Here is an 11,485-nt window from a genome sequence, read left to right on the forward strand (position 1 = left end):
GTGAAGCGCGCACGCTGAGTGACGACTGATGCTCGGATCGGCCTTCGGGAACCTGCCTGAAAATGACCAGTGCCGATCTTGGTGTGGTCGACAGTGCGGCGTCGTGGAAGAGACGTTGCTCCGGCTGGAGGAGCTGCTGTTCCCGTCCATCGCGGACGTGGCGGTGCTGTCGGTGGACGTGAACGACGAGGCGATAAATATCTGGGCCCGAAGTACGGCGGCTGGGGCAGCGTGTCCTGACTGTGGGAGCCGATCGACCCGAATACACAGCTCCTACCTGCGGTTTCCCGCCGACGTACCCAGTGCGCGACGGCGGGTGGTCCTCTGCCTTCGGGTCCGCAGGTTCTTCTGTCCGGACGATTCATGCGGACGGCGGACGTTCGTCGAGCAGATGTCAGGGCTGACCCGGCGGCACAGCAGGTGGACCGAGCGCTTGCGTTCGACGCTTGCCGCGGTCGGTCTCGCCCTCGCCGGGCGGGCCGGCGTACGAATGGCACGGGTCTTCGGAGTGTCCGTCAGCCGCAGTGCGGTGCTGCGGTTACTCGACGCGTTACCTGACCCGGAGACGCCGGCCCCGCGGGTGATCGGTGTCGATGAGTACGCCATGCGCAGGGGCCGCGTCTACGGGACAGTTCTGGTCGATGTCGAGACGCGACGGCCGGTTGACCTGTTGCCCGACCGGGAGGCGTCCACCCTGGCCAAGTGGCTGGCGAAGCGCCCAGGAATCGAGGTCGTCTGCCGGGATCGAGCTCCGTTCTTCGCGGAAGGTGCCACGGCCGGGGCTCCTCAGGCCGTCCAGGTTGCTGACCGGTGGCATCTTTGGCACAACCTCGGCGAGGCCGCTGAACGATGCGTCGCCGATCACCGGGCATGCCTACGGGGTACGGCGCCCGCACCACCCCTCCCGGTTGAGGAGCCCGATGCCCTCACGGACAGCTCTGGCTCCCCGTGGCCCACCGGCCACCGGTTCGCCGACCGGACTCGGTCCAACCATGCGGCCGTCCACGCGCTGCTCGCCGCTGGTCACAGCCGCCGCGCGATCCAACGCCAACTCGGTATGACGTACCGCACCGTCAAGCTCCTCGCCGACGCCACCGCGCCCGAGGACCTTTTCCGCGGCCAATGGCAGGGGCGCCCTTTCCGTACTCGATGAGTACAAGCCCTACCTGGACGATCGTTGGAACCAAGGCTGTACCAACGCCTGGAAGGCGTGGGAGGAGATCGTGCCGCTCGGCTACAAGGGCAGTTACCAGCGAGTTCGCGCCTACTTCCGCGCCAAGCGTCTCTCGACAGATCCGGTCACTGCACCGCCGCCTTCACCTCGCACGGTCGCTGGCTGGATCCTCCGCCACCCCGACACCCTCACCGAGGCGGAACAGCTCCGCCTCAAGGCCGTCCTGGTCCACTGCCCCGAACTGGATGCACTCACCGGACATGTCCGGTCCTTCGCCGAGATCCTCACCGAACGGCAAGGCGAGCGGCTGCCCGAGTGGCTCGACGCCGTCCGCAACGACAACCTGCCCGGCCTCCACACCCTCGCCGCTGGTATCGACCGAGACCGTGACGCTGTCATCGCCGGTCTCACCCTGCCCTGGAACTCGGGCGTCGTAGAGGGGCACGTCAACCGGATCAACTTGCTCAAACGGCAGATGTTCGGGCGAGCCGGATTCCTGCTCCTCCGGAAGCGAGTACTGCTCTACAGGTGACAGACGCGTCAGGACGGCTGTCCCGCTGGCTCGTACCCCTCATCGATTCGGCGAGGAGCCACGCCGAGAACCAAGTCCTCCATGGCGTGAGGCATCGGTCCGAAGCTGGCAACCCAGGTCTCGACGAGATAGATCACGCCTACTTCATCGATGCCCAGGAAGAACCGGCCGTGGTCCAGCTCGCCGAGCGGGTAGAGATGGCGCCCGATCACTTCGCCCCACTCCGTGAATCGGTCATCCTCGCCCCAGGCCAGCTCGGGGTCCAGCTCGAACGGCGTGCGTGCACAGCTGATCCCTGGTCCGCTGACGTTAACAGTCAGACCGCCGAACTCTTGCAGGAAGGCTTCCGCAGCGTCGTGCATGGAGAGGCCGACCGCTTCGAACATGGATCGCCAGCGGACCGTGTCTACCTTCCGTCCAGGCGTCCATCCCGACGCCTCCAACACCTCATCTACCTCTGGCGACCAGCTATTCATCTGGGGCCCCGACTCCTCAGCTATGGATGAGCAGTGATCATCTCAGTGGCCGACGTCACTGACCAGTGTGTGACCGCGTCACGGAAAGCGAGCCAGAACCAAAACTCGTTAACAAACGCTGTCGCAAGAAGTGATCGAAGCCACCCGGATGTCCTCCCTCGCACCGGGCACCACTATGGTCGCGCTGATCAACGACGGAGGCGAGAAGTACATGGACACCGTCTTCAATGACGACTGGATGAACGCCCGCGCCCTGATCGACCCGGCCCGCGAGCGTGAGATCGACGAGCTCCTGATCAAACTCCGCGAGAACTGACACCGATGCAGACACCGCTCACCACCCTGCTCCGCGACAGCCGCGGCCTGGCCACCCTGGCCGTACCGCTCGCCCTGACCCAGCTCGCCGAGGAGACCGGCCGGTCCTACGGCGGTGTGCACCGTCTCCTGGCGGATGCCGGGGTGACTTTCCGTTCCCGGGGTGGCGCGCTGCGCGGGACTGCGGATTCGTGATCCCGCGATCGCTGCATAAGATCCAGGACGACGGCCTCGGAGGGCCGCTCGTCCGGACTCGGCTCGCTGGCAGCGTGGCTACGCTGGCCTGGTGACTGCTACCGCCGCCGACAAGCGCGACATTGCGGAATTGCCCTGTGATCCCGACGACATCCAGCGCGAAGCGCGCGTCCCCTGGGGGTACCCAGGGGACGCGCGCTTGCATAAGGGGATCACTGCTGAAGTTTCATGCCCTTGGGTGAGGTGAGGCCCTTGTCGGGGTGGGCGCGGAGCGTCGCTGTCCAGACAGTGGGTGAGCAGGACGTGCCGTTGGGGTGCTGCTCCGTCAGCTTGGCCCGGGTGCTGTCCTCGACGACCGTGTCACCGCTCTTCAGGGACGTCACTGTGACCCGCACCGGCACGGTGGACGCACCGATGTCGTCGCGGAGTCGGACCAGCATCGTGGCGAACGGGTCGTTGGGACTGCCCGATGTCCGCTCCTTGCATGTGCCGTCCACGCACAGCCGGATCCTCACCGCGTCTCGGCCGCCGAAGTCGGCGGGCCGCCACACGACGGAGACCTGCGAGTCCGCGTCGGCCTGGGGACACGACGTGTCCTGGCCGAGGAGCGAGCATCCGGTCAGGGACGCCGCCAGCAGCATGGTGAGAAGGGCTCGGCGCATGTCAGTACCTCGCTACCGTGCCGGGGAAGGCCCTGTTGGCCAGCCCGATGTCAGTGAAATATAGCCAGCAGGGGTCGAACGTCCCGCCGCGTTCGTCGCTGCCGCCGCCACCGCCGCCGGAGATGATGCCCTTGGCGCGGGCCCGTCCCGCGCTGTCGATGGTGTACACCGGACCGCCGGAGTCACCGTTGATGGTGCAGGATCCGGATGTTTTCTTGGCGACGACCATGTTCTTGCCCGTCGTACCGCCGGAGTAGTCGATGGTCACCTGGGTGTCGGTCACCTTCCAGCCGCACTGCTCGCCGGTCATCATGCCGCCCGTGCAGACGGGGTCACCCTCTTGCGCCCAGCGCCGCCAGTAGTCCACGACGGGCCGGGACGAGCTGGAGTCCTTGTCGCCCTTGTAGATCCGGGCCGTCGCGAAGCTGTCGTCACTGTTGATCCGGTACAACGCCAGGTCGCCTGAGTAGTAGCTCTGGCCGGAGAGCTTCACCGAGCCGTACCCGTTTTTCCAGTTGTCGCGGACGACGGGGCCGATGTAGTCGGTTTGGCGGGGGTTCAGGATGGCCCCGTTGCCGGAGGTGCAGTGGCCCGCGGTCACCATGTACCACTTGCCGTTGTACTTCCAGGGGAATCCCGCCGTGCACCACTTCGCCGAGGTGTTGGTCACCTGCGAGTAGATGCGCGCCCCGCCGTAGTAGGGCGAGGTGTCGTTGTAGTGGGTCGCCTGGGGTTCCAGCGCGTCGGCCCCGGGTGTGACCTGCACGGCCACGGTGTCGGTGCCGTAGCGTTCGCCCAGGGCCGTGATCAGCGCCGGGGCAGCAGTCTCGGTCCCCACGACGACACGGTTCTCCGTGGCGTCCACGGACGCGACGCGCAGTCCGCCCACGCCTGGCAGTTCCGCCTCCGACAACTGGAGGACCTCGTCGCGTATGGACTCCAGCGCGGTGACGCTGTGCTCCACCACTTCGGTGCGTGGGGCGACCTGCTCGGTGACGGTCGGCCCGTCAGGCGCGGGAGTGATCTCCGTGGTGTCCTCGGGCATCGCGAACGACTCCTCGCCGGTGGTCTCCACGGACCCGTCGGCGGGCGGCGCCGGAGTCTGCGCCTCGGTGGTCACGGTGTCGGGCTTGGTGTCGTCCGCCGTGTCCTCGGCGGGCATTCCGCTGCCCTCGTCGGCGGGGGCCTGAGTCACCTGGATCGGGGCGGACGCCTCGTCGGCCGAGGCCGGCTCCACGACCGGCGCGACCAGTTCACCCGTCGATGGGTCGACGTAGGGCGGGGCGAAGGCGTCGGGGCTCTCCGCTGCACGGGCCTCGGCCTGCTCCAGGGCGTAGGCCAGGGCGGGTTCCGACTCCGGCATGTCGTCGCCCTGGCCGCCCTCGATGACCTCGACGCGGTCGACGACTGCCGAGACCGTTTCGGCTTCCGGCGGGGCGTACGCGCCGCCGAATCGGGCGCCGATCTGCCGGTCGCCGCTGCCGGACAGGGAGGAGGTGTCCCACAGCAGCTTCGGCGCCGAGCCGCCGGTGAGCGGCACCGGCCAGGCGACGGCAGTGCCGTCGGCACGGGTGACCTGGGAGGCCGGGATGACCTGCCACGGGTCGGCGGAAGCTGCCCGGTGGAGGAAGGTGACGTCCGTCAGCGAGGCCGGGGCGCTGACCGCGAGGTCGACCGAGCCGATGAGCACCTCGCCGTTGGCGGGCGCGGTCACGGCAGCTCGTCCGACGTGGAAGGCGCGCTCGGTCTCGGCCGAGTCGTTGCCGGCGCGGTCGGTGGCGGTGACGGTGAGCTGGTGGCTGCCGTCGGTGGCCGGGGTGATCGGCAGCGCCACCGGGCCGCCGTTGGTGGCGACGGTGTGCGCGGTGCCGCCGTCTACCGAGTACGTCAAGCTGCGGGTGTCGGTGCCATCGGGCGTCAGGGTGAACATCCCGGTCATCTCTGCTCCGCCGGCCCAGGCGTCCGGCGGGTAGGCCACGGAGGTCACGGCCGGGGCGCCGGGCGCGGTGGTGTCGATGGTGAACCGGTAGTGCGAGGTCGCCCCACCTGTGCCGTCACCGTCGATGCCGCGTACGTGCAGGTACCAGGTGTCCTCGGTGCGGGTCGTGGTGTACGAGGTGCTCGTCGTCTCGGCCGTGCTGTCGGGCACGGTGTCGGCGGTGCCGTCGACGACGATGCTGTATCCCGCGGAGGCACCGGAGGGTGCGGTCCAGGTCGCGCTGAAGGAGCCGCTCTTGTACGCGCTCGTCTGGTCCGGGTGTGTGGACGAGCTGATCGCCGGGCTCGGCGGCAGCGTCATGTCGACCCGGAACGGCAGATGCGCGGCGGTGGACGACCAGTTGCCCGCCTCGTCCTTGGCCCGCACATGCAGATACCAGATGCCGTCCGCGTCGACGGTGGTGGTGAACTCCGCCGACGTCTGCACGGTGCCGGTGGTGGCCGGCACGGTGTCCGCGACACGGTCCACGCTGACCACGTAACCGGCGACACCGGACAGGTCGGCGGGGGACGCCCAGCTGAACGACGCGGTGCGATCGGCGTACGCGCTGCTCGACACGGGGTGCGTGGAGGAGACCAGACCGCCGGGCGCGCCCGGGGCGGTGGCGTCGACGTTGAAGCCACGGTGCACGGTTGGGGACCACAGCCCCGCCTTGTCCTGGGCGGCCGCGTGCACCCACCAGGTGCCGTCGGTGCGCCCGGACGAGTTCACGCTGTCCGTCGTCTGCGCGACGGTGGTTCCGGCGGCGGTCGTCGGGCTCTGGTCGATTTTGACGGCGTATCCGGTCACACCGGAGGCATCGGTCGCGGCGAGTGTGCCCGTGAAGGTGGTGGCGTTGTACCAGGCCGACGCGGAGGGATGGCTGGTGGAGGTGATGGCGGGCGTGGACGGAACGGTGGTGTCGACGGTGAATGTCTGCCACGCCGACCAGGCCCCGGTGTCGGTGCCGTCGGAGGCCCTGGCCCGCCACTTGTAGTCACCTGGAGCCAGGGTGCCGGCCGTGCGTGTCGCCACCGCCCCGGAGGCCACCGAGGCGGACGTGCCGGACTGCAGAGATGTGGTGCCGTTCGCCGCCCAGACCTCGAAGGTCAGCGTGACCTGCTGGCCGTCGGCGTCGGTGGCCTTGGCGGACAGAGTCGGCGTGGCGTCCGCGGTGTAGGTGCCGGACAGCGGAGAGACGGCCGTCGCGGTACCGGGCTTGGAGTTGTAGGTGACCGTCAGGGAAGGCTCGTAGGCGGCATTGTGCGAGCCGTCCGTCTGGTTCGCCGAGTGGTAGCGGCGCCAGGTCAGCGGGTCTGTCTCGTCGACAGCCGCGATCCGCACGCCATAGTTCGGCTGGCCGTCGGCCCAAGCCTGAACGATCCCGTCGATGTCCCAGGAGACATGCCCGGCTGGGCAGCTAGCGCTGTAACCCTTGGCTGCGGTGGAGGTCACGGCACCGGTCGAGGTGGTCGTCGGCTGCTCGGCCCACGTGATGGCCGACGGGTCCCAGGCCGCGGTGATACGGCGTACCTGATTGCCGGAGCCGCTGGTGCTGCACGTGGACGAGTAGTACGAGTAAAGCCGCAGGTCGGTGTCCAGGACGTGCTTGCCCGCATACTTCGCCACGTCGAACTTCAGGTACGAGCGGGCCTTCTCGGTGCCGTTGTAGGTACCGGCCTTCAGTTCGGTCGAACCGCGCTGCGAGGTGAGGTAGTCGTCGTACTGGACCCAGGTGTCGGTCACCGGGCCGAGCAGGGAATCGGTCGGGTCGATGGTGACCGGGTACTCCAGCTCGGGGTCGGCGAGGAACTCCTCGTCGGGCTTCAGGACCAGGACTTGGTCGCCGTTGTGCGCGTCCTGCTCGATCGTGACGTCGATGGCCGCGAGGTGCTCGGGCTCACCGGAGGCGCGCTTCTCACCGGAGCCCCACATAACCGGCAGGGGCGCGGTGGCCACCGTGCGGCCGCTGCTGTCGCTCCAGCGCAGCCGTTCGTCGGCGGTCTCGTGGAGAGTCAGGCCGTCGGCTGAGATGGGCAGCCGGTAGCTGACCGGGCCGTCAGGGCGCTCGTGAAGAACGACAGAATGGGAGAAACCCTCCTTGAGGGCGGTCACTACGAGGTCACCGCCCTCGACGGCACCGGGGTACACGGCGGTTGGACCGTCCAGACGCGGCTCGGGCAGCTTGCCGGACCAGTCGAGGCCGAGGGTACGACCACCCCGGGATACCTCGGCCAGCGGTTCGCCCGAGCCGCCACCGGAGAAAGTGATGTCCGCAGCCGCGGTCTTCGGCCGCACCACACCGTCCTCGGCCACGAGGGTGGTGTCGACAGGCCGCCAGCCGCCGTCAGACTGCTTGACCCGGATCGGGCCTGTGTACGCCTCGACGGTGGTCGTCCCGTCGGCGTTGGCCCAGGTGGTGGTCGAGTCGGTGCGCTCGGAGACTATCTCGGTGCGGGCACTGGTCGCCTGTTGCACCGCCGGGGTATCGGCGGCCGGGACGTCGTCCTCGGCGGACGCGATTTCGTTCAGCAGGGGCAGCGAGGTGCACACGAGAGCGGCCAACAGGGCAGCCGCCAGGGCTCGTTGCTTCCGGGCGAGGTCTTCGCCCACCAGGGACCGGGGGGACCGGCGCGGAGTGGTACACAGGGGAACCTTTCAGCCATCCTAGTTAAAGATCGGATGATCTTAAGGTAATGTGCAGGTCAGGCCCGCACGAGAAGGAATCGCCCCGCTCCTGACGGCCACACTTGACCGATCATTCTCGAAGAGCTCAGAGATCAACCCATGCCCCGCGTCTGGGAGTTCGGCCGTGCAGGTCAGCGAGATGTCCGGGGTGGTTCTGGCTCCCGGCGTCGTTCATCTGACGTACTTCGCCGAGAACCAGGGGCGTCGGGCCTGGCGAAGTTCCTTGTGGCGGCTGACGGAGACGGGCTGGCACCTGTACTTCCACCAGGCAACTCCTATTGCGTCGGAGGTCGAGTAGCCATGCAGGTCACCGGCGGCGACGGAGTAAAGATCGTCTTCGAGACCGTGGGCAGCGGACTGCCGCTGGTGCTGCTGCACGGATTTTTCGGAGACCGCACCACGTGGCGGTCGGCCGGCTATGTCGACGCCCTCGCCAGCAGTCATCGCCTTGTCCTTATCGATGCCCGTGGTCACGGTGGAAGCGATGCACCCCACGACGTGGACAGTTACCGGATCGACCGTCAAGTCGAGGACGTCACTGCCGTACTCGACGAGCTGAACATGTCGCGGGCGGCGTTCTGGGGAGCATCGATGGGCGGCATCGTCGGCCTCAACCTGCTGGCTCGCCATCCCGAACGGCTGACCGGACTGATCGTTGGCGGAGCCCATGCCGACCGCGTCATCGCCGCTCCCGGCGAGGTTGAGCGGGAAGCCGAGCTGTTCCGCGTTCAGGGGACCGCGCCGTTCATCGACGTGCTGGAGCGTCAGGGCTCGCTCCCAGCATGGATGCGTGCAGCGATGCTGACGGCCGATCCGCATGCTCTGGCAGCGTTGACCGTCGCCCTCGCCAGCCGCGACGGCGTCCTAGGCGAGCTCGCTCAGACACCAGTGCCCGTACTTCTGCTCGCGGGGGACCGTGACCCCCAGCTCAAGGCGATCCAGGACACCGCTGATCAGATCTCAGGCGCCACCTTCGTTGAACTGCCTGACTGCGGGCACTTCGACACTTTCCTGCGAATCGATCTCACCTTGCCGGTCATCCGTCCATTTCTCGCGAGGTGCGCGGCTGGGTGAGAGTGGTCAGTCAGGGTTTCCGCATCGGGCCCGTCTTCTTCTCCCAGCCGCTGGTGTGGCCCTTGCGTGTCAGCCTCCTGCTCATGATGGTGATGAGCGACCAGTTCAGGTGGGCTTCGCTGTGCTGGGGAAGACGTTCGTAGTCCCGCGCGTTGCGGCGGGCGTTCATGATCCATCCCAGTGTGCGCTCGACGCGCCAGCGGCGCGGAAGGACGACGAAGCCTTTGGCGCCTTTGGGGCGGGAGACGGTCTTGAGGGTGATGTGAAGGAAGTCCTCGGCCCAGTTGACGAGCTGGCCGGCGTAGGCGGAGTCGGCCCAGACCTGGGTGATCTGCGGGTGCGTGAGGCGAAGGCGCCAGAGCAGTTCGCGGGCGGCGTCGCGGTCCTGCATGTCGGCGGGCGTCACCATGATCATCACGGGGAAGCCCTGCGTGTCGATCGCGACGTGTCTCTTCCGCCCGTTGATCAGTTTCGCGGGATCGAAGCCGCGGGTCACCCGGCTCACCGTGGAGGCACCCTTGACGGACTGCGAGTCGATGATCAGCGTGACAGGGTAGGGGCATCGTCCCAGGCCGGTGCGGAGACGGCGTCGGAGCTAGTCACGGATGTAGGTGACCACGCCTCGGCGGTTCCATCGGGCGAAAAACCCGTAAACCGTCTCCCACGGAGGGAAGTCGGAGGGCAGAGCGCGCCACTTCGCGCCATTGTCGACGTGCGACGGGCCATCGCCTACTCGCCCTTGAGGAGCTGGGTCAGCTGCTCGTCGAGGGTGAACTCGCCATTGTCGAGGGCGCCTTCGAGCCAGTCCGCCGCCGCACGGACCCGGCCGATCTGCCGACGGACGGTCTCGCGCTCGTCGTCGGTGAACTCCTGCCCGCGCAGCTGGGGAACCAGCCGGCCGAGGGTGGCCACGAAGCTGTGGCAAGAGCCGACCAGGTCGAGGTACTCGATGGTGTGCTCGATCTTGCGGACGGCCGGGGTGGTCTCCCTGATCCGCTCACGCGTTTCCTCTGAGTTGTCGAACTGGGCCCGGTTGACCAGCATGCGGGCCGTGTCGTCACGCATCACCGTCCGGGCCACCGCCGGCCTGCGCAGCAGACTGGTGGTCACCTCCAGAGCGACGCTGTCATCCCTTGTCAGCTCGGTGACGACCCGCATCCTCTCCGCCGGCGTGACGTGCTCGGTGACCTCCGGTCGCTTGAACAGATCGGATGCCACCTGGGCGGCCACCTCGTCGTCGCGGGTCAGGTCGGCAACGGCCTGGACCTTCTCGTCGACCGTCACGGGACGTTCAACTCGCTGGCCGACGACCCGCTTCGCGCCGTCCGGCGTCCACTGCCGGGCCCCGGTACGTGGGTTGAACGGGGCGTCCTCGATCGCCGCCCACCGCTCGTCCTCGTCGACGACCGAGGCCAGGATGCGGTGGACCGTGAACGACACGCCCTCCTTGCGCCTCTCCTTCGGCCACCGATTGGCGGTGTATCGCCAGTCCTCCACCGTCCGGCGCTCCACCCCGATGTCGTCGGCGAACATCTGCAGCGACTCCGTCACGGTGAACAGGTCCTCCGTGCCGTTGGGCATCGACCCGCCCACCGCCCTCATGGGCTCGATCTCCAGCGCCATGTCGCCTAAGGAGAACTGGGCGCGAGCGACCTGCGCAATCAGGTCCCTGGCCTGGGTGACGAGCTGTTCGTAACGCTGCCGGGTGATGTTCCCGATCCGCTCGGTCATGATGGCCACCGCCTTGTCCCGGGTCCGGCCCGGTCACCCACGCGCGGCCGAGAAGACAGCCGGCCCCGGTCATCACTCACGGTGGCGCGGGTGCGACACGCGGAGGCAGAGCGTGAACCGGGGGCGCTCGAAGCACCCGCCATTCGACATCACCTCGCCTGCAAAACAAGGCGTGTTGGTGGTGACACCGAGGCGTTCGCCTACACTGTTTCCGTAACGCCGTTCCGCGACGCCTGCCGATGACGGCAGGCCCGCACCCGGCAACGGTCCGAGCAGTACACAGCCGATGCCGAGCGTTCCACCCCCACCGTCCACGAACGACCGCACACCGGGCACACCGCAAACTCGCCCCGCTGCATCGCGATCACTCGCTGCCGGGTCCGCCGCAGCCTCCGCCACCGTCGTGACCTGCACCGGCCCGAGCAGAACACTGCCTCCGCTGCCATCGACACCGGCAACGGATCACCGCACTCCCGGCAGTACCGCCGAGCCGTCCCGCCATCCGCCACGAACCAGATCATCCAGCGGTAGGCACCTCACGGCCAGAGTTCAAAAACACTCACTGAGAGGTCGTTTTCATCTTGAATGCTGTGCTTTGAGTTGGTTCATTCTGTCTCTCGGAGTGTTGCTGGTGGGTCTGTGGAGGCGGCTCTGCTTGGT

The 11,485-nt window shown here is 67.8% G+C and carries 7 protein-coding genes and 3 pseudogenes; 5 read left to right on the top strand and 5 right to left on the bottom strand.

Features of this window, described 5'->3' with window-relative positions:
- The first annotated feature begins 103 nt into the window (after positions 1-103).
- Positions 104-1,706 (top strand): annotated as a pseudogene (locus ACZ6D7_RS45595) (ISL3 family transposase).
- An 8-nt stretch (positions 1,707-1,714) separates the two neighbouring features.
- Here ACZ6D7_RS45595 and ACZ6D7_RS45600 read toward each other — a convergent pair.
- On the bottom strand, positions 1,715-2,182 hold the full coding sequence (locus ACZ6D7_RS45600; RefSeq protein WP_469504426.1) for an SUKH-3 domain-containing protein: 468 nt from the start codon (positions 2,180-2,182) through the stop codon (positions 1,715-1,717).
- Between the two features lie 142 nt (positions 2,183-2,324).
- Here ACZ6D7_RS45600 and ACZ6D7_RS45605 point away from each other — a divergent pair.
- Positions 2,325-2,498, top strand: a pseudogene (locus ACZ6D7_RS45605) (cysteine synthase family protein); the annotation flags it as partial.
- A 5-nt stretch (positions 2,499-2,503) separates the two neighbouring features.
- Positions 2,504-2,692, top strand: coding sequence for a helix-turn-helix domain-containing protein (locus ACZ6D7_RS45610; protein WP_469504428.1), 189 nt, complete (start codon positions 2,504-2,506; stop codon positions 2,690-2,692).
- A gap of 212 nt (positions 2,693-2,904) precedes the next feature.
- Here ACZ6D7_RS45610 and ACZ6D7_RS45615 read toward each other — a convergent pair whose 3' ends face one another.
- Both ACZ6D7_RS45615 and ACZ6D7_RS45620 read right to left on the bottom strand, forming a co-directional pair.
- Entirely contained in the window at positions 2,905-3,354 is a 450-nt protein-coding gene (locus tag ACZ6D7_RS45615; RefSeq protein WP_469504431.1) for a hypothetical protein, read from the bottom strand.
- A 1-nt stretch (position 3,355) separates the two neighbouring features.
- Complete coding sequence (locus ACZ6D7_RS45620) at positions 3,356-7,897, bottom strand: DNRLRE domain-containing protein (RefSeq protein ID WP_469504433.1); 4,542 nt, start codon at positions 7,895-7,897, stop codon at positions 3,356-3,358.
- A 247-nt stretch (positions 7,898-8,144) separates the two neighbouring features.
- Between ACZ6D7_RS45620 and ACZ6D7_RS45625 the strand changes: the two genes are divergently transcribed.
- Positions 8,145-8,318, top strand: a complete 174-nt coding sequence (locus tag ACZ6D7_RS45625; RefSeq protein ID WP_469504436.1) for a hypothetical protein — start codon at positions 8,145-8,147, stop codon at positions 8,316-8,318.
- Positions 8,319-8,320: 2 nt separating this feature from the next.
- Complete coding sequence (locus ACZ6D7_RS45630; protein ID WP_469504438.1) at positions 8,321-9,094, top strand: alpha/beta fold hydrolase; 774 nt, start codon at positions 8,321-8,323, stop codon at positions 9,092-9,094.
- A gap of 34 nt (positions 9,095-9,128) precedes the next feature.
- Here ACZ6D7_RS45630 and ACZ6D7_RS45635 read toward each other — a convergent pair.
- Both ACZ6D7_RS45635 and ACZ6D7_RS45640 read right to left on the bottom strand, forming a co-directional pair.
- A pseudogene (locus tag ACZ6D7_RS45635) lies at positions 9,129-9,863 on the bottom strand (IS5 family transposase); the annotation flags it as partial.
- Positions 9,824-10,825 (bottom strand): DUF6192 family protein, encoded by a 1,002-nt coding sequence (locus ACZ6D7_RS45640; RefSeq protein WP_469504441.1) that lies wholly within the window; start codon positions 10,823-10,825, stop codon positions 9,824-9,826. The gene ACZ6D7_RS45640 and the pseudogene ACZ6D7_RS45635, both read right to left, overlap by 40 nt.
- Positions 10,826-11,485: the final 660 nt, after the last annotated feature.

The organism is Streptomyces sp. NPDC041784, assembly GCF_055591025.1.

Excerpts from the sequence above, each read along its gene's own strand:
- ACZ6D7_RS45615 (WP_469504431.1), bottom strand. The coding sequence starts at position 3,354 with ATGCGCCGAGCCCTTCTCACCATGCTGCTGGCGGCGTCCCTGACCGGA.
- ACZ6D7_RS45640 (WP_469504441.1), bottom strand. The coding sequence starts at position 10,825 with ATGACCGAGCGGATCGGGAACATCACCCGGCAGCGTTACGAACAGCTC.
- ACZ6D7_RS45610 (WP_469504428.1), top strand. The coding sequence starts at position 2,504 with ATGCAGACACCGCTCACCACCCTGCTCCGCGACAGCCGCGGCCTGGCC.
- ACZ6D7_RS45630 (WP_469504438.1), top strand. The coding sequence starts at position 8,321 with ATGCAGGTCACCGGCGGCGACGGAGTAAAGATCGTCTTCGAGACCGTG.
- ACZ6D7_RS45600 (WP_469504426.1), bottom strand. The coding sequence starts at position 2,182 with ATGAATAGCTGGTCGCCAGAGGTAGATGAGGTGTTGGAGGCGTCGGGA.